This window comes from Streptomyces sp. NPDC001922 (genome assembly GCF_042891165.1).
Lineage (GTDB): Bacteria > Actinomycetota > Actinomycetes > Streptomycetales > Streptomycetaceae > Streptomyces.
The window spans coordinates 202,052-220,334 of the sequence record NZ_JBIASV010000014.1 but is presented as its reverse complement, the minus strand read 5'-3'; the positions used below and the strand labels follow the sequence as shown (position 1 = coordinate 220,334).

The window sequence follows — 18,283 nt, the reverse complement described above, 5'->3', positions numbered from 1 at the left end:
GGGGGGGGCGGCGGTGCTCCGCGGCGGCCACCGGCCCCCCCGCCGGGGCCGCGCGGGGCGGGCGGGGGGGGGGCCCCGGGGGGGGGGCGGGCCCCCCGGGGCGGCGGCCCGCCCCCGCGGCGGGACTTCCGCGGGACGGTCAGCCGCTCGGCGGGGGGAGGTGCGCCGGCCGGCCGGAGCCCCGGGTGACGGAGTATCCGCCGATGGCCGCCAGAGCGCCGAGCACACCCCCGGCCACCGTCCACAGCCAGCGGTCCGACCACCACCCGGAGGACCAGCCGCCCTCCGGTTCGAGGGTGGCCGGCGGGGCCTTCGCGGCGGAGGAGTCCTCGTCCTCCGCCGCGGCGGCCGCACCGGCGTGCGGTACCAGCGGGGAGGCGAGCGCACCGTCCACCGCCGCCGCGCCGCCCTCCTCCGACGACGTCACGCGAACGGCCGCCCGGACCGGCAGCCCGAGGTCCCGCTCCTTCAGATCGAGCACGGTCAGCCGGATGTAGTACGCCCCCGGAAGCGGGTCGTTCGACCAGGGCTCCGCCCAGCCGCGTACCGTCCGCAGGGTGCAGGACAGCGTGACCGACCGGTCGTCGGCCTCCGCCGTCCGGGTCCGGCTGCCGTACTGGCAGTCCTGGCGGCGGCGCAGCCCGTCGTGGACGTCGATCTGCCAGGTGGACGCCCCCTGCCGGGTGGCCGACTCGGGCAGTGTAACCGTGGCCTTCACGGTCGCCCGCTGGCCCACATCGGCCGGGAACACCCAGTACAGGTAGTCGCCGGCGGACGCGTCCGCGGTCGCGCGCTCTCCCATCCGGACCGGCGTCGCGGTCCGGAAGCCGGTGCCGGCCCCGGTCCGCGCGTCCCCACCGCCGTCGGCCGGGTCGTCCGCCACGGCGGAACCGGCCGCCCCCAGCAGAGCGGCACCGGCGAGCAGGGCACTGGTCAGTACCGTTGCGATCCGCATCAGTTGGTCCTCCAGACGGTGATGCGCCAGCGCGTGATCCAGCCCCAGAGCAGGCCGGCCAGCAGGCCGGTGAGCACCAGCACGCCGAGCATCCACCAGCCGCGGCCGAGGCCGAAGGCTGCCACGTCCGAGGGCTCGTCCGGGGAGTCCACCAGGTCGACGGTCAGCTCCAGCGGCATGCCCGGGGTGGTCTTCACCGAGGCGGGCGCCGAGAAGGAGTTGCTCACCTGCAGGCAGACGGTTTCCGCCGGCGGCTCCTCCGAACCCTGCGCGTCCTGCGGTGCCTTGGGGTAGCGCAGGCCGGTGGAGATGGTGTCGGTGCGGCCGTCGCCCGCCTCCGAGCCGCGGACGATCTCTCTGCCGTGCGTGGTCACGGCGCGCAGCAGGACGCCGTAGTCGTTGTTGACGGCGCGGTCGGCGCCGACGCTCACCGAGGCGCGCAGCTCCTGCCCCGGCGCGACGTCCACCCGGTACCAGCGGTGCTCGCCGAACCGCTCCCGGTCGGTGTACAGGCCCGCCTTCAGGCCGGGCGCGTCGGCGCACCGGTCGGCGCCCTCGGTCGCGACCGGAGTGGCGGCCGGGTCCGCGGCGCGGTCGACCAACTGCTTGACGCGGCCAGAGAGTTCGTCCGTGTGCTGCACGGAGGTGTAGGTCCCGCCGGTGGCCTCGGCGATGCAGACGAGCTGTTCGCGGGTCTTGGCGTCCGGGATCAGCCCCAGGGTGTCGACGACGAGATGGGTGCCCTTCGCGGCGATCTCGCGGGCGACCTCGCACGGGTCGAGCGGGGCGCAGGTGTCCTCGCCGTCCGTGATGAGCACGATCCGCCGGGAGGCGTCGCCGCCTTCGAGGTCGTCGGCCGCGCCCAGCAGCGCGGGGCCGATCGGTGTCCAGCCGGTGGGCGCCAGGGTGGCCACCGCTGTCTTCGCCTCGGTGCGGTCGAGCGGGCCGACCGGGTAGAGCCGCTCGGTGTCCTCGCAGCCGCGTTTCCGGTTCTCGCCGCGGTAGTTGGCGCCGAGGGTGCGGATGCCGAGCCGGACCTCGTCCGGCGTCGCGTCCAGCACCTCGTTGAAGGCGCGCTTGGCGGCCAGCATCCGGGACCGTCCGTCGATGTCGCGAGCGCGCATCGAGCCACTGACGTCGAGCACCAGCTCGACCTTGGGGGCTTCCTTCGCCGCCGGTTCGTCGGCGGCGGCGTGGGCCGGGAAGGGCCCGGCGGCCAGGGCGACGAGCAGGCCGCCCACCCCGGCCGCCCGCCATATTCTCTTGATCATCGCCGGATCCTATGGAGCGGCGGGCCCGGTCTCCAAACCGGCTGCTCCGACGGCCGCTTCGGCTGGAGGCCCATGGGCCTCGCGCCCTCCCGGCTGCTGGATCGGGCCCGGCCCCGGGTGAACTCCGGAACCGGGCCGCACCGTTGGCTGCCGGGGGAGGCCGAGGAGCACCGCCGATGGCAGGGGTGTCAGCTGCGGGCCATGCCGGCGAGCCGCCGCGTGAGGGTGTCGAGCCCCTGGAAGGTGGCACCCAGCAGCGCGACGTGCTTCCAGTGCAGCGTGCCGTCCGGACCGATGAGGAACACCGCACGGCGCAGTCCGATGCCGGGTGCCGCGATGCCCAGCGAGCGGGCGACGGCGCGGCCGGTGTCGGCGAGCAGCGGCATCCTCAGGTCGTGCCTGCGGGCGAACCGCTCATGGCTGTCGACGTCCTGCGGGCTGATCGCCCACACCTCCGCGTCCTGCTCCCGGAACTGCTCCAGACCGGACGAGTAGGAGCACAGCTGCTTGGTGCAGACGGCCGTGTCGTCCCCGGGGTAGAAGGCCAGCACGAGCGGCCTCCCGCGGTGCCGGGAGAGGGCGTAGTCCCGCCGTTCGAAGGTGTCACCGGTCAGAACGCCGCCGGGCAGGACGAAGTCGGGCACGGCGGTGCCGATGCGCGGTGCGGAAGCCATCAGTCGGTCCAATCGGTCCGGGAACGGGCGGGCTGCGGCACGGGCGTGCGCCGCACGCCCCCGGCGCGCGGACGGCCCGTCCGCGAGAGGGACGATACTGCCCCCGGAGCGGGTCCCCGGAGGACGCATTCCCGGGGGATGCGCCGCCGCGGAACAGGGGGGGGGGACCCGTACCCGTGACATGGGCCCCCAGGTGACGGGCGATCTGCACCGCGAAGTGCCCCACTCCGCCCGCGGCGGCATGGACGAGAACACGCTGCCCCTGCCGCACCCCGGCGGTGTCGACGAGAATCTGCCAGGCGGTGAGCGCGGCCAGCGGCACCGCGGCCGCCCGGTCGTGGCCGAGCGCGGCGGGCTTGCGGGCGAACTGCCGGGCCGGCGCGGGTCACGTTCTGCGGACGGTTTTCGTGTGTTGCCGCTTGGCCCACGACAGTAAACAGGACAAGGGGCCCGTCGCCGCGCCCTCCAAAACGTCCTACGAGTGCGACGTCCTGGTAAGGCTCCGGCCGCGGCTGACACACGCCGCGGAGCGAACCCTGGTGCGCGGTCCGCGGCGAGAAGCGGGTACCGGAGAGGATCACGCCCTACGCAGGCCGTGCTCAGACCGAAGCCCGGTGTCGGCCGGCCTCGACATCACCGGAGCAGCTGGGGACTCGAAGGAGCCGGAGCCGTCCTCCGCCTCCGCGCCAGCGGCAACCCCGACGCCTACTGGACCTTCCCCACCGAACTCGAACACCACCGGCTCCACCCAGTCCACTTACCGGCTGACCGCCTGACCCACCTCCTTCACTCCAGAAGAGCTGCACATCCCGGTTCGGCATCCTTACGTGCTCGGTGGTTCCGGGGGCGCCTTGGCGATGGTCACAACGGTCTCAGCGCGGACACTGAAGACCTTTTTGCCATCGGCGGTGGTGAACTCCACGAACGCGTCCCTCACCGCGAAGTCGTCTGCCTCCACCTTGCGTTCCCTCAGGGGCGGGGTCCTGGGTGTCGTGTACTCGACGAGATAGACGTTCACGCGTGCACCTCCCGTAGCTGATGAGACATCGTCTCATCGGTACATGTCACGCGCTGCGCACCGACCCGATGAGGGGACGCCGTCACCTGATCGGCCGGCCATTCAGGTGGCCGGCTGCGTCTCAGCGAGCCTCGCCCCGGATGTCACGCGAGTATGACGATAGGAACACGACGAGGTGAGGAGCATCTCGATGACGTACACAGTCACATTCCTGGGCACGTCATCCCTCCCAGTGACGTCCAGCGGCGGTGCCTATCGGATCTGGTCGTACAAGGTGGAGGGCTCCAACACCGAGATCGTCACCGGGCGCCGGATGACCATGGCCTTCCCGGGCAGCGTCACGGTGGTCGATCCGAGTGCGTATCCCGGCGTGGACGCGCTGAGCGGGACTCTCGTGTGGCGAAGCCCGGAAGGGACACGCCAGTACGTGGCGGCCCGGGCCGGCGCGCCCGGCAGCGTGGTGATCGCGTTCGTCGCCGCGGCGCAGACATCCAGCGGCCAGGTCCAGCTCTTCAAGGCAACTCCCGGCAACGAGTTGGTGGAAGTCCAGTACCAAGCCGTTCCCGACGGCGGCGACGCCGGCCATTCCCAGCGTCTGGTCGTGCCCGCTGTCGGCGCGCCCGCGTTCACCGGACGGCCGCTGTACGACTTCGCAGGGGCGCTGCCGTACGACAGTGAACTGTTCGGCGTCTACCAGCCGCTGTCCGGGTGGGTGGGGGCGACGGCCGGAATGTCTGCGGTTCCGATCAACCCGTCGTCCGATATCGGCAACCTCACCCGTCCGAATTTCCACGGGAGCGACGCCCTCACGCTCGTCCAGCCGGGTCTGAGAGCCCTGGCCGACCGCTACAGCGCTAGCGCGGGGGGAGCACTGTCGCCGGTGGGATTGGTCAACCTTTTCCGCGAGTACTTCTTCGAGTTCGACAACTTCCTTGGCACCCCCTCGGGACACATCTGGGTCAGCCCGGGAGGCACCGTCGAGGTGGTGGAGAGCAGCACACGGCGCACCCTGGTCGAGAAAGTGGTGGAGCAGTCGGAGGAGGTCTCCCGCAAGAGCGAGGAGAGCCTCACCGATCAGACAGATGTCTCGGACGCTGTCAAGGAGGAGAACTCCAACGACACGAAACTCGGTGTCAGCGCCACCGGTGGGGTGAACGCCAAGATTTATCATGCCGATGCCAGTCTCAGTTTCAGTACCCAGAACACCGTCAAGCGGGGTGCCGAGGCGACGCACAAGCGCGCCCGTACGCAGACCTCCAAGGTCACCAGCGAGATCAAGCGGAACTTCAAGACGACATTCCGGACGGTTACGGAGACCACCGATACGTCGAGCCGCCGCTACGTCCTGCAGAACACAACCTCCGAGCTGGTGAACTACGAGATGCGGCGCAAGATGCGCAAGGTCGGCATCCAGCTGCAACACGTCGGAACACGCCTGTGCTGGCAGATCCACCTCATGGATCCCGGCAGGGAACTCGGCCTGGGGGACATGGTGCACGTCGTTCCCGCGCCTGACCTCAGTGCGATCCAGAAGCCGGAGAAGATCCCGGAACCGGAGAGCAAGGAAGTGCCCTACCACTTCGAAATCTCCTTCCAGCACGAGCAGGGCCCGGACGACGAGGCCGAGGAAACCTATCTGCCCGAGCCGGGCAACGATTGCCGGGGACTGAACGATACTCCCGACTACCTTCCGGGGAAGGACGACATCATCCAGTTCTGCTTCCCCAAGCCGCTGCCACCCGTTCCGGAGGGCTACACCTTCAGCAAGGTGCATTCCCTGGACAAACACGGCGCCCAGGTCGAGTTCGCACCGTTCACAGTGAATACGTCGTCCAACCCCCACACGCTCAACGTGAAAATGACGTACGCAAACTTCCAGGGCCGCAAATCCCTGCCATTCGACGTCACGCTCGTCTACGAGCCGACGGAAGAGGCCAAGAATAAGGTCAGGGCACTCAACGACGCGGCACAGGCCGAATACCAGAAGGAGGTGGACCGGCTCCAGCACGAGGCGTACGGCCAGGCCGTCCGTGAGCGGCTGCGCCTGATCAGCTCGATGCGTCTCCGCTCCTCCGACGACCTGCGCAACGAGGAGCGGCGGTGCGTGTTCCGGAAACTGATCAATCAGCTGCCGAAGGGCATTTACCCCACGCCCAACAACAACACGCCGTACCTGGAGGCGGAAGAGATCCAGAAGTTCTTCGACGTCGACGAGATGCTGTACTTCGTCTCCCCCGACTTCTGGCGCGCTGGCGCGGTGACCGCGCCCACGCCCGACGCCCAGACCACCGGCAGGTATCCCGTACGCCCCATCCCGAAGCCCGCACCCGGCAGCACACTGCTGCCTTTGGCCGGCCAGACAGTCGCAGGATGGTACTCCGGTGCGGATTTCTACGCGCTGCCCAATAGCACATCGCCATCGCCGCCGTACGAGTGGCGGGTCAACTACCTGATCTCCGAAGAGACCGTGCCGGCACCCCTCGGAAGTTCATTGGGCTGGCTGATCCAAATCGACGCCGACGAGCGCCGCAATGAATTCCTGAACGCTGCCTGGGCCAAAGTAGTCGTGCCCGTCCGACCCGGCCAGGAACAAGCAGCGCTCGCGTGGCTGAAGAAGGTTGAAGGAGAAGCCGGCCTTGGCAAGACGTACACAAGACAGACAGACGACCCTGACGACTACCAGGGCAAGACGGTAGGCCAGGTTCTGGACCTCCTCGCCACGCACCTGCGGTCCCTGGCTCAGGAGAAGTTCGACACGACACTCGCCGCCGACAAGGTCTTCGAGAACGGGTTCGATCCCCTGGCCGGCGGCTTCCGCCCCGCGGAGCCCTATCGGATCTTCGATCAATGGGTCGAGGTGCTCCCGACCGACCAAGTCGTCGCCGTCAGCGTCAAGTACGACCCCAAGACGGGCCAGCAGCTGTGAACACGACGAGCCTCAGGACGGCACTGGTTCTCGGGCATGCGGACGCGGCAGCGTATGACGGTGCTCTCGAACGACTGGCGGATCACCGCCTCCAGCGCGGCAAAGAGCTCACGGCACACCGCGGGCGTGCGCTCGAGCTCGCGCAGGAAGCCGTTGGCGACGAAAGGCGCCAGCAGGCCATGGAGGCACATCATTGCCCTGGCCTCGATCGCTCCGCTTGGTTGGGTATCCGACGAAAGGTCACGGCCCCTCAAATCCCGTGATCAGCGGCGTGCCGGTGGAAGAACAGGCAGCAGCGTAAACGACGATGGCCCCCAGGACGTGCGGTGAGGTAAAGGTTGCCAGCCCGATGATGACTGACGCATTCGCCCGGTTTCAGCCACTCCAGGGCCCCGGCTACAACGTCCTCAAGCCTGATGGCACAACCGACACCGATCTCCTGCTGCCGCTCATGTTCCACCGGGACCGCGCCATCGACGTGCCGGGGCGGCGCGTACTGGATGCGGGCAAACCCGACGGTCTCAATGTCCGAACGGTCCAGTACACCGACATCACGGGCGGCCTGGCGGACGAGCACGGGACCGTGCTCGTCGCGGAACGGGAGAAGGGCACCCAGCTCTTCCTCATGTGGGTTTCGCGGACCGCCGCGCTGCACCTGAAGGCCCGGACCCCGGAAAAAGTCAATGTGCATTTCCTGTTTCATCCGCCCACGTACCGGGATTGTTATACCGAAACCGAGTACTGGACCGGTACCTGTGGCATCGACGGAAAAGAAGGATACTGTGCCGATCAGGGGTTCAAAGGGCAGCAGCCTTACGTCAAGCTCGGTGAGCGCTATCTCTGCACGGGCGAGACGGGCTTCCGGGCGGTGGCCCAGCATTTGCTGGCGTCGGACCGGTTCGAGCCGAATGTCATCTACGTAGTGCCGGTGGCGTCCACGCGAGGTGGCAACTTCGACGACCTTCTCACGGCCGAGACCCTGGCCCGCGCAGTTCAGGACGTGATCATCTTCGCGTCCAAGAAACTCGCGGGAAGTACGGTTGTGGACGGCTTCGTTGACTTCGGTGAGGTGATGCTGTCCGGCTACAGCCACAGCGGCGATCGCGTGGAGAAACTGCTTCTCACGGTTGGTGACACGCCGTTCTTCCGTAGGCATCTCTCGCAGATCAACCTTTTCGATCCAAATCTCGACGAAAAGGATGCGGGAATCCGTCTGGCGCGATTCAAGGCGCTTCTCGAGAAGGCGGCCCTATGGAAGAAGAAGATCAATCGCGATGCCCGGATTTTCGTCTACACCTCTTATGGAGATCACCAACAGGCAATGCTCGGCAGCGGCTTGAAGCTCGAGTCGCCAACCGTGGTGAACCTCGACACCGTCACATGGAGTTTCGACCGGAGCGGTGCTCCGCCCCCGGCCAAGGGTGGACGACCACGGGGCAGTGGCGTCGAAGCCTATGCCCACGACCGCACCGTGGGTCTGGTCCACATTCCGATCGCATTCTACCGGCACTGGCTGGAGAATGAACTCGACAACCTGTCCGGCTGGGACCATGACTTTCGGGCCGACAGCGGCCACGGACACGGCTGGATCCTCCGCACGCTCATGTCACATGCCCTGTCCCATGCCGCACCGTCATGGTTCGGCGCACAGCGCGGCTTCAAGGCGGCCGCTCCCATCGAGAAGTCAAAGCCGGAACGACCGGTGCTCCCGGACGGCTGAAATCGTGTCGCGGCTCTGAGGAGCGAGCATCTCCTCGAAGAGCTGCCGGGCGGCTCCAGCGGCCCTCGTCGGCCCGCGGTGAGTACGCCGGCACCCTCGCCCTGCGCCTCGTCGGGTTCATCGACGTCAAGGCGATCGGACTCATCTCGCCCCGGATGCCCGACGGGACCCCGGGCTTCTCCCCCCCCCCGTCAGGTCGAAGTCCGCGGAAGAGCAGGAACCACCATCACTCTCGTCGACACCACTCAGTGAACGCCTCGGCGACTCCCCTTGGCCGGCGGGGGGCGTAGCCGGGTTCATGGTGCCGGGCTGATGTTGCCGTTCTTGTCCATCTCGAAACTGCCCTGGGTCTTGCCGTCGACCTTGGTGTGCTTGAGCCAGTGCTTCGACAGGTTGTGAAGGTTCTTGTGCTGACTTTCCCAGGGCATCGAGTGGCCGGCGCACTTCACCGTGACGAGGAGTTTGTGAGGTCCTGTGATGGCGTCGTAGAGCGCGGGGACGTGGAAGTTGAGTGCCGGGTTGGAGCTGGGCGGTGTGGTGTTGGCCGTCTGATCGTGCTCGCCGTGCACGATCAGCACGGGCACGCGTCCGCCGAGGATGCCTCCTTGCCCTGCGGTGGTGTTGTTCCAGCCCCATGTCACGAAGTTGCGAAATCGGCTGACGCCCGCCGGCTGTCCGGAGGGAAGGAGCTTTCCCCAGCCACGGCCGATCGGATCATTGTCCATGAGGGCGCTCCACACCACGTCGACCATGCCGGGCTCGTGCTGGTTCGCGCACTTCATGGCCAAGGCTTGTTCGATGCTCGTGCGGGTGAGCACGTGAGTGGGGAAGCCGGGTACCGGCAGGGTCGGCGGGTTCGAGGGGCCCAGCGGAGGGAAGATCGGGCCGAGGAGGAACAAGCTTTCCACCTTCCCCGGATTCTTGATTGCGTACGGTCCCATGGCGAACGCGGCCGCTGACCAGCCGATGAAGGCGATCTTTGAAACGTTGCGCTTGTTGCAGATGTACTCGACGACGGTGCTGAGCTCGTCCTGGTCGCTCTGGGAGTTGGTCAGTACGAACGGATAGCTCGCCGTTCGTGGGCCCGACAGCGGAGGAGTGACGGCAGCCTGCTGGCTGGGATTGACATTGCAGGGATCGTCCATCCGGGGACGCGGCGACCGGCCAGAGCCCTGCAGGTCCATCATGAAGACGTCGTAACCGGCCTGTGCGACGGCCTTGGCCCACCCGTACGAGGTGTGCTGGAGATCGTAGCCCGCCAGCACCGGCACACTCCTGCCATGCAGCATGAGGACAGCCGTGCGGTTCGCAGGGGGGCCGGAGGGCGTGCCGTCGTGTTCTCGTACGAACAGCTCCACCTTCTGGCCCGCGTTCGCCGGGACAGTCGACGTGTGAGGGACCGAGTGGTCGGTCGTGGTGATGGCCATGAAAGGGTCTCCTTCTGTCGGCCCCCTCGTCGGTCTCCCTTGCAAGCCAGATTCGGTCAGGCGTGAAGCCCGCGCCACAGCAGGCCCGCCGACCGTGTGTCGCCCCATCCCTCGTCAGGCGCCTCCGCCGAGCTCCTGCCCGAGCAGCGGTGGGGTGTGGCCGCCGGCTGCTGCTCCGTCTTTGTGAACGCCGAAGCCGACCCCCTCCACCACACCGGAGACATCCCAGCCCAGGGTGAACGGCGGCTCGCCCAGCAGACCCGCCATGCCGCCCCCGGAGCGGGTCTTCCAGCCGACCGGATTCACCCCCGCGGAGTGGACCCGCACCAGGACCTCGGTCGGCAGCGGCACCGGCCGCGGGACGTCGGCGGGGCGCAGGGTCTCGGGTTCGCCGAAGGTGTCCTGCACGATGGCGCGCATGGTGGCCGGGGCGGGGATGGCCGGAGGCTTCGTCGACCGGACCGTCATCCCCGCCGTCCCGCTCCACGTCGAGTACGCGCTGACCGACCTCGGCCGCAGCGTCGCCCGTCCGCTCGCGGCCGTCCGGCACGGGGTGGAGGCACACCTGGACGAGATCGGCACCCCGACCGGAGCCGCCTGACCGGAGCCCCTGACCTGCGGCGGACTCGGATCGGTCGCGGGCCCGGCCCGGTCCGCCGTCCGCCGTGGTCAGGGCACTGCCCGGCCGGCCCCCGGGTGCAGTCGCCGCAGGGTGCCGGCCGCACCGCGGGTCCGCCTCCCCGCGAATGGCCCCGTGACCGGGCCGCGGCGCGGAGACCTTGCCGCATGGGCGATGCGGAAGCCTGCTGCCCAGGTTGTCCGGGGCCGGACGGGAGAGCATGCTGAGGCTAGGGCCTCTCGTTCGGACGAGACCGGGCTCACGGGGCCCGGCACCGCACCGCGCAGCGTTGTCGTCCCGGGCCCGGCCGGGTCGGCCCCGGGAGGAGCCCGGCCCGGTGATCAGCCCGGGGCACGCAGCCACCCGGTTCCTCGGCGTGAGGCAGGGGCGGTATGACCGACGACGCCCGTCCCGGCGGGGCGATACCGGACAGCGGAAGCCCGCCGTCCTGGGCCACGATCCTCATCGACGACAGCGGCGTGGTCACCGGCTGGAGCCCCCAGGCCGAGCGGCTGCTCGGCCGTCCGGCGGCGGAGACCGTCGGAGGACCGGCGGCCGAGCTCTTCCTCCCCGGCACCGGCCCGCCCGTCTGGACACTGCCCGACGGGACGGACGAATGGGCGGGCGGGATCGCCGTGCGGCACCGCGACGGCCGGTCCCTGCACCTCGCCGCCTTCGCCCACCGGCTCCGCGAGAGCGGCACCCGCACCCAGTGGCTGCTGATCACCGGCTTCCCCGGTGAGTCCCCCCTGCTGGGCGAGGAACGCTCCCTCCTGGACTGGCTCTTCACCCGCTCACCGGTGGCGCTCACCGTCTACGACACCGACCTCCGCTGCGTACGGCAGAACGCCGCGATGACCCGGCTGATCGGCATACCCGAGGAGGAACGCCGGGGAAAGCGCCTCTCGGAGATCCTGTCCGGCTCCGACGCCGAGATCTGGGAACGGCGCATGCGTCAGGTCCTCGAGACCGGCGAGCCCGCGTACGCGGGGGAGATCCACGGCCGCGTGACCGCCGACCCCGATCACGAACACACCTTCTCCGCCACCGCCTCCCCGCTGGAGGACCGGTACGGCCGCATGGTCGGCGTCTGCACCACCGTCACCGACATCACCGAACAGAGCCGCAGCCGGGAGCGGCTGGCCCTGCTCAACGAGGCCAGCGACCGGATCGGCAGCACCCTGGACCTGACCCGCACCGCCCAGGAACTGGCCGACACCGCCATCCCCCGGCTCGCCGACTGGGTCCACGTCGACCTGCTGGAAACCCTGCTCCACGGTGACGAACCCGGCCCGTTCACCGGCAGCGTCGCCCTGCGCCGGGTGGCCCACCAGTCCATTCTGCGCGGGACACCGGAGGCCGGACGCCAGCCCGGTGACGTGGACATCTACCCGGCCCAGTCGCCACCGGTGCGCTGCATGGCGACCGGCCGGTCGATCCGGCAGCGGGTCACCGACCGGGCCACCCAGGAGTGGCTGGCCCAGGACCCGATCCGTGCCAAGGGATTCCGCCTGCACCAGTTCCAGGCGATCATGGGAGTCCCCATCCGGGCCCGCGGCACCACCCTCGGCGTCACCCTCTTCCTGCGCCGGACCAACGACCCCTTCACCGACGACGACCGGCTGCTCGCCGAGGAACTCGTCGCCCGCGCCGCCGTCTGCCTGGACAACGCCCGCCGCTACCTGCGCGAACACACCACGGCCCTCACTCTCCAGCAGGCCCTGCTCCCGCAGACCCTCCCGCCCCAGGCCGCCGTCGAGGTCGCCTCCCGCTACCTGCCGGCCGGCGGGCGGACCGGCGTCGGCGGCGACTGGTTCGACGTCATCCCGCTGTCGGGGAAGCGGGTGGCCCTCGTCGTCGGGGACGTCGTCGGTCACGGCATCCACGCGGCCGCCACCATGGGCCGGCTCCGCACCGCCGTGCGCACCCTCGCCGATGTCGACCTGCCGCCGGACGAACTCCTCACCCACCTCGACGACCTCGTCACCCGGCTCGCCGCGGAGGAACGGCTCACCGACACCCAGGCCGCCGACCTCGGCGCCACCTGCACCTACGCCGTCTACGACCCGGTCTCCCGGAGCTGCTGCATCGCCCGCGCCGGGCACCCGCCGCCGGCCGTCGTCTCCACCGACGGCACCGTGGACATCCTCGACATCCCGGCCGGACCACCGCTCGGCCTCGGCAACCTGCCCTTCGAAGCCACCGAGATACAGCTCCCCGAGAGCAGCCTCGTCACCCTCTACACCGACGGGCTGCTCAACTCCCGCGAAGGGGACGTCGATCACGGGCTCGACCTGCTGTGCCGCGCCCTCGCCCGGCCCCAGCAGTCCCTGAGCGGGCTGTGCGACCACGTGCTCGAGGACCTGCTGCCCGCCGGTGCCCCTGCCGACGACGTCGCCCTGCTCATCGCCCGCACCCGCACCCTCAGCGACGACCAGATCGCCGTGCTCGACGTCCCCGCCGACCCCGAATGCGTCAGCCGGGCCCGGTCCTGGGCACAGCAGCGGCTGGCCGCCTGGGGACTGGAGGACAACGCCTACATCACCGAACTGGTCGTCAGCGAACTGGTCACCAACGCCATCCGCTACGCGCAGGAGCCCATCCAGCTGCGGCTGCTCCGCGACCGGACCCTCATCTGCGAGGTGTCCGACACCAGCAGCACGGCCCCGCACATGCGGCGCGCCCGGCTCTCCGACGAAGGGGGCCGCGGACTGCTGCTCGTCGCCCAGCTCACCCAGCGCTGGGGGACCCGTCACTCACGCGAGGGCAAGACCATCTGGTGCGAACAGATGGTGGCCGAGGAGTGAGGCGACGACCTCTGAGCGGAGGCCACAGCCACCCGCGGTGATCTTGGTGACTCTCCTCGAGCGGCGATGCCACGCAGCCAAGGGGGGGCCGGGCGTAAGCCCGTTGCCATCGTTCGGGGGGTGTATCCAGTATCGACCCTGTGCCGCCCGCTGTCACCCTTCTCCGGAACGATCTTCGTCGCGCCTCGCGCCTCTACGGTCGTGGGGAACCGACCACCCCCCACCTCCATGGAGTGAGTGTGACCGACAGCAGCCTCTCCGCCCTGGCCGCGGAACTCGTCGACATGGCCGCCGCGGACCAGCGGACCGCCCCCGGAGCCAACAGCGACGACCCGGCGGAGCAACTGGCCTGGCGCCGTCTGACGGCCGAGCACGGCGACCGGCTGAACCAGATCATGGACGAGTACGGCTGGCCGACGGCGGAGCTGGTCGGCGCCGATGCCGCGCGCGGCGCCTGGCTGATCGCACAGCACGCGGACCGGCAGCTCGACGTGCAGCGGCGGGCGCTCCGACTGCTGGAGCAGGCGGTGGCCGACGGTACGGCCGGCCCGCGCGAACTGGCCTTCCTGCGCGACCGGACCCGGGTGAACGAGGGCCGTGAGCAGATCTACGGCACCCAGATCGCCGGGGTGCGCGACGGCGCCCCCGTCCCGTGGCCGTGCGAGGAGCCCGACCGCATGGACGACCTGCGCGCGGAGGCCGGCATCGAGCCCTTCACCGAGTACGTCGCCCAGTTCTCGCCGAGCTGACGTCCCGGCACCGGCCGGGCCGGCCGGAGCCGTCCGTTGCGGAACACGGACAGCCCCGGCCGGCCCGCCGCGGGACCGTCCCGCGCCCCGGAGGGCAGCCCACTCCGGTGCCGCGCCCGTCCGGCGGCCTCGGCGAACACCCGGTCCCTCGGCGGGCCCGGGCCCCGGGCGGCGCACTGGCACAGGGCGGGCGCACCGGCCGGCGCCGCCGCCTCCGCCGCCGGTCAGCGGGCGGGCATCGGGGGAGCGGGCATCAGGGGGCGGGCAAGTGCCGGGCGAAGAACGAGAGCACCCGGTGGCGCACCCACGGAACCGACTGCCGCGGGCTCATCGCCCCGACCAGTGTCCTCCGGTCCCCGGCCGACATCAGTCCGGCCGCCTCCAACTGCGGTGCCAGGGCGGCGTAATCGGTGAACACCCCGTGCGTGGCACCGGCGAGCTGCCGCCGCCGGGTGCCCGGTCCCCCGTGGGCGAGCATCGCCGACCAGGAGCGCTCCAGTTCGCCCCGCTGCGGGAACCCGTCGGTGCCCACCAGGAGCACCGGCCGGTCCACCCCGTACCGGGCCACCGGGAAGAGGGCGCCTTCCTCCCCGGGGCGCTCCGGCGGGTGGTCCAGAAAACCCTCCAGATTCACCGCGGCGGCGATCCGGCGGTCCTCGTACAGCGCCTGGGCCGCGCAGGTGCCACCGGCCGAGTGCCCGTAGACCCCCACGCGTCCGAGGTCCAGCGCCCTGCCGAGCCCCTCGGGCAGGGCCCGGCCCGGCACATCCGGATTCCGTCCGTCCGCCAGGAGCTCCAACTGGTCCAGGACGAAACGGAGATCCGCTACCCGAGTGCTGATCGCCGTCCGGAAGACACCCGGGTCGGTCCGCGGATTCCCCCGGAGATCGGTCCTCCGCACGCGCCCCCGGTGGGGCGTCGCGGCAGGGAACGCCACCTCACCGGCGTCCCCCGGGTGGTCGACGGTCACCACCACCCAGCCGTGGCTCGCCAGCTCCTCGGCGAGGCCCGTGCCCATGGTCCGCGGATCGCCGCCAGCCGGGCTGTACAGCAGCACCGGCCGCCGCACCGCCTGTGCGGGAGCGCCGCGGTACGCGTGAGTGCGGGTGGCCGACCAGTCCACCCCCGACTTCGGCAGCTCCGGGTGGAGAACCGCGGTGTCGAACTCCCGGAAGACCTTCGCGGCCTCCCGGGCCATCTGTGGTGCGACGGAACGGCCGCGGACGGTCCGGGCCGGGTGGAACACGGTGACCATCACCTCCCGGACCGGGATCCCCGCCTGCCACGGGTCGCGCCGGGAGCGGTCGGCCAGGTGCAGTGCGGTGACACCGATCCGGTGCGGGCCGGTCGGGGCAGGCAACCGCAGCCGCACGCCCTCCGAGGGCGCTCCGCGCTCCGCGGCCCGGGCCCGTACGCCGCCCCAGGCCGTGAGCCCGGCCGCCGTCAGTCCGGTGGCCGCCAGCGCCCCGGTGACGGCCCGTCGGGTCACCCCGGAGGGCGCCGGCCCGGGGCTCTCCCGGGAGCTCCGGGACCGGCCCGGATGCTCCCCGCCGTCGAGTCCGCCGTGCGACACGATTCCCCCTGTGCTGTCCTCCGAGGACCGGCTCTTGCGCCGTCCCCGGCCGTGCGAGTGCAATGACGAAGGCATGTCCCGCATGCTGGCGAACGCGAAGACCACCCGCGATGGTTCAGGCTGTGCCCGAAACCATGGCGCGCACAGGCAGGGAGCACAGTGATCCGGATCCGCTTCACGGCAGCCGACTTCGCCGAGGTCCGGTTCGCCTCCCGGCCGGCCCCGCTGCAGGAACTGAACGGGGCGCTCGCCATGATGTGCCGGCGCGACGCACCACTGCTCTTCGGCCGGTGGCGACAGCGACTGCTGCGATCCCTGCCGGCCGCCGTCGAGCCGCTGGCGGACCTGGTCCCCGCCGGGACGGCACCCCGATTCCTCGACGTCTTCGACGATGCCCTGGAGGACGGGCTGGACACCGTCCGCTCCGCCTCCCGGCCGACGGAGATCCGTACCGAACTGGAGCGGGTCTACGCCGGGCACCCCACCCCGCCCCCGCCGTGGATCCGGGACCTGCACCGGGGCGACCGCGGCGCCTGGCACCTCCTCCGCCGCGCACAGCAGGCGGCCTTCGAGACGATCGTCCGCCCCGTCTGGCCCGTGGTGCAGGACCTGCACCGGACGGAGTTCACCCGCCATGCCCTGACCGTCGCGGAACACGGCACCGGCGCCGCTCTCACCCGGCTCGTCCCCGGGTCCCGGCTGCACGACGGGGTGTGGGAGTTCGACGCGCCCCTGGACCGGGAGATCGACCTGGACGGTCGCGGGGTACTGCTCCTGCCGGCCTTCCACTGGACCGGCCGTCCCCTCCTGGCCGAACTGCCCGGCGGACCACTGGGCGTCACCTACCCGGCCGGACCGGGCCTGCCGCTCCCGGTCACCGGCCCGGACAGCGGCGAAGCGGCGCTGGCCGCGGTACTGGGCCGGACCCGGCTCGACGTCCTGATGCTGCTCGCCGAGGAGCACACCACCAGCGGCCTCGCCCGGCGTCTGGGCGTCAGCAACGCCACCGCCTCGGCGCACGCGGCCGCGCTGCGGGGCGCCGGCCTGATCACCACGGTCCGCGCGGGGAAAGCAGTCCTGCACCGGCGTACGGCCGTGGGAAGTCTGCTGGTCCAGCGGTGCCGGTGACGGTCCGGAGGCGGCGGCCGGGGCTCCGGCCGTGCCGGTGACGGTCCGGCCTGCTCTGGGCAGCGGCGAACGCAGGGACCGCGTTGAAGGGACCGTGGGCCGCGACGGCCGACCATCGGTCCATCGCGGTCCACGGTCCGTCATGCCGGGCCTGCCGGAGCGGAGATTCCGCTGTCCGTATCGGACCCGGCCGGTGCGGGACCGCGGTGCAAGGTCCCTGAACGCTGCCGGAAGGGCGGGGAGGCAGCCTCCCGGAGCGTTCGTCGGAGTGTCCTGGCGCGGGACTGCTACCGGCCCGCGTGAGGACGGGGCCGGTCCCCGCTCAGCGTGCTTCGCAGGACGGTCCGCTCACCCGGGCCGGAGCGTTCCTGACGGCCGGCCCGTGTCGTCGCGGCGGGTGACGTGGACCGTCGTCCCCCGTCGAAGCCGGCGGGCCCGGCCTGGCCGTTCTCCCGTCCATGGGACCCCTCGATCGGTTCGGTGACGCATGGCGTAGGACGTTCCGTGGGGGGAGACGTCGAATGCGCCGACGTCTGCCGAGAGTCAACAGCCGGGGCGGGGGCGTGTCGAGGGCGAGAAATTGCCACAGGCATCGAGGGGCGGCATTTTCGGTCAGATCGTCAGCGGGCGCGTGCTGCTTGCCGGGTCGGGGAGGGCCGCCGCCTTGCTGTCCCATCACCCCGTCCCGTCGCCCCATCGTGACGGCGGAGAGCTGTCACGGGGAACGCGCCTGCGGCTCGGCGGAGACCGGACGGGCCGGCCGCCGTTTCCGGAATCGCGCGGTGCCGGGGCGCCCGTCGCCTCCACGCGCGGTCCGCCCGGGTTCGGCGTGGAGCGATGGCCGAGCGGACCGTCCGTCCCCGTCCCCGAAGACGCGGAGCGCCCCGCTCAGCTCTCCGGCTGGACGATGTTGACCATCCAGGTGATGCCGAACCGGTCCGCACACATCCCGAAGACATCACCCCACATCTGCTTCTCCAGCGGGACCGACACGGTGCCGTCACCGGACAGCTTGGTCCAGTAGCCGCGCAGCTCGTCGGGGTCGTCCCCGCTCACGCTCACGGCGATGTTGTTGCCGGGGTTGTGCTCCATGCCCGGTGGGGTGTCGGCACCCATCAGCGTGAACCCGCTGGTGGTCTCCAGCATGGCGTGCATGATCTTGTCGGCCTGCCCGGACTCCTTCATGCCGAATTCCCCGAAGGTGTGCAGCGCCAAGGTGCCCCCGAAGACGGCCTGGTAGAACTCCATCGCTTCCCGGGCCTTGCCGTCGAAGCTGATGTACGGGTTGAGACGACTGCTCATCAAGCGCTCCTTTCAGGGCGAAACAGGTGATTTCCGCACGTTAGCGCCTTCCCTGCTGCTCAGGGCGGGCAGCACGCCGGGGTGTCCTCGCTCCGGACGGCGGCCCGTGACGTC

The 18,283-nt window shown here is 70.6% G+C and carries 13 protein-coding genes and 2 pseudogenes; 6 read left to right on the top strand and 9 right to left on the bottom strand.

Annotated elements, in window-relative coordinates; genetic code table 11:
• Positions 1-139 precede the first annotated feature (139 nt).
• The 5 genes and pseudogenes from ACFYYR_RS25845 to ACFYYR_RS25825 all read right to left on the bottom strand — a co-directional run bounded on the left by ACFYYR_RS25845 (position 140) and on the right by ACFYYR_RS25825 (position 3,918).
• Positions 140-955: a hypothetical protein gene (locus tag ACFYYR_RS25845; RefSeq protein ID WP_388858120.1), complete on the bottom strand. Its 816-nt coding sequence runs from the start codon at positions 953-955 to the stop codon at positions 140-142.
• On the bottom strand, positions 955-2,226 hold the full coding sequence (locus ACFYYR_RS25840; RefSeq protein WP_388858117.1) for a VWA domain-containing protein: 1,272 nt from the start codon (positions 2,224-2,226) through the stop codon (positions 955-957). Before ACFYYR_RS25840 ends, ACFYYR_RS25845 begins: the two co-directional genes overlap by 1 nt.
• A 188-nt stretch (positions 2,227-2,414) precedes the next feature.
• Entirely contained in the window at positions 2,415-2,900 is a 486-nt protein-coding gene (locus ACFYYR_RS25835) for a peroxiredoxin family protein (RefSeq protein ID WP_388858114.1), read from the bottom strand.
• A 169-nt stretch (positions 2,901-3,069) separates the two neighbouring features.
• Positions 3,070-3,282, bottom strand: a pseudogene (locus ACFYYR_RS25830) (NADP-dependent oxidoreductase); the annotation flags it as partial.
• Between the two features lie 441 nt (positions 3,283-3,723).
• Positions 3,724-3,918: a hypothetical protein gene (locus ACFYYR_RS25825; protein ID WP_388858111.1), complete on the bottom strand. Its 195-nt coding sequence runs from the start codon at positions 3,916-3,918 to the stop codon at positions 3,724-3,726.
• 190 nt (positions 3,919-4,108) lie between these two features.
• Between ACFYYR_RS25825 and ACFYYR_RS25820 the strand changes: the two genes are divergently transcribed.
• Positions 4,109-6,844, top strand: coding sequence for a hypothetical protein (locus tag ACFYYR_RS25820; RefSeq protein WP_388858108.1), 2,736 nt, complete (start codon positions 4,109-4,111; stop codon positions 6,842-6,844).
• A gap of 349 nt (positions 6,845-7,193) precedes the next feature.
• Positions 7,194-8,564, top strand: a complete 1,371-nt coding sequence (locus ACFYYR_RS25815) for a hypothetical protein (protein WP_388858105.1) — start codon at positions 7,194-7,196, stop codon at positions 8,562-8,564.
• A 296-nt stretch (positions 8,565-8,860) separates the two neighbouring features.
• Here the strand turns inward: ACFYYR_RS25815 and ACFYYR_RS25810 are convergent, their stop codons facing one another.
• Together ACFYYR_RS25810 and ACFYYR_RS25805 are read right to left on the bottom strand one after the other, a co-directional pair.
• Positions 8,861-9,991 (bottom strand): alpha/beta fold hydrolase, encoded by a 1,131-nt coding sequence (locus tag ACFYYR_RS25810; RefSeq protein WP_388858102.1) that lies wholly within the window; start codon positions 9,989-9,991, stop codon positions 8,861-8,863.
• Between the two features lie 186 nt (positions 9,992-10,177).
• Positions 10,178-10,411 (bottom strand): annotated as a pseudogene (locus tag ACFYYR_RS25805) (alcohol dehydrogenase catalytic domain-containing protein); the annotation flags it as partial.
• Between ACFYYR_RS25805 and ACFYYR_RS25800 the strand changes: the two are divergent.
• From ACFYYR_RS25800 to ACFYYR_RS25790, 3 genes are all read left to right on the top strand, one after another.
• Positions 10,401-10,592 carry a winged helix-turn-helix transcriptional regulator gene (locus ACFYYR_RS25800; protein WP_388858099.1) on the top strand — a complete coding sequence of 64 codons (192 nt, stop codon included), beginning with the start codon at positions 10,401-10,403 and terminating at the stop codon, positions 10,590-10,592. The pseudogene ACFYYR_RS25805 and the gene ACFYYR_RS25800 overlap by 11 nt on opposite strands.
• Before the next feature lie 410 nt (positions 10,593-11,002).
• Positions 11,003-13,417, top strand: a complete 2,415-nt coding sequence (locus ACFYYR_RS25795) for a SpoIIE family protein phosphatase (protein WP_388858096.1) — start codon at positions 11,003-11,005, stop codon at positions 13,415-13,417.
• 239 nt (positions 13,418-13,656) lie between these two features.
• Positions 13,657-14,166 (top strand): DUF6624 domain-containing protein, encoded by a 510-nt coding sequence (locus ACFYYR_RS25790; protein WP_388858093.1) that lies wholly within the window; start codon positions 13,657-13,659, stop codon positions 14,164-14,166.
• A gap of 253 nt (positions 14,167-14,419) precedes the next feature.
• Here the strand turns inward: ACFYYR_RS25790 and ACFYYR_RS25785 are convergent, their stop codons facing one another.
• Positions 14,420-15,814 carry an alpha/beta hydrolase family protein gene (locus ACFYYR_RS25785; protein WP_388858090.1) on the bottom strand — a complete coding sequence of 465 codons (1,395 nt, stop codon included), beginning with the start codon at positions 15,812-15,814 and terminating at the stop codon, positions 14,420-14,422.
• 84 nt (positions 15,815-15,898) lie between these two features.
• Between ACFYYR_RS25785 and ACFYYR_RS25780 the strand changes: the two genes are divergently transcribed.
• Positions 15,899-16,867, top strand: a complete 969-nt coding sequence (locus ACFYYR_RS25780; protein ID WP_388858087.1) for a winged helix-turn-helix domain-containing protein — start codon at positions 15,899-15,901, stop codon at positions 16,865-16,867.
• A gap of 888 nt (positions 16,868-17,755) precedes the next feature.
• Here ACFYYR_RS25780 and ACFYYR_RS25775 read toward each other — a convergent pair.
• On the bottom strand, positions 17,756-18,169 hold the full coding sequence (locus ACFYYR_RS25775) for a VOC family protein (protein WP_388858084.1): 414 nt from the start codon (positions 18,167-18,169) through the stop codon (positions 17,756-17,758).
• Positions 18,170-18,283 lie beyond the last annotated feature (114 nt).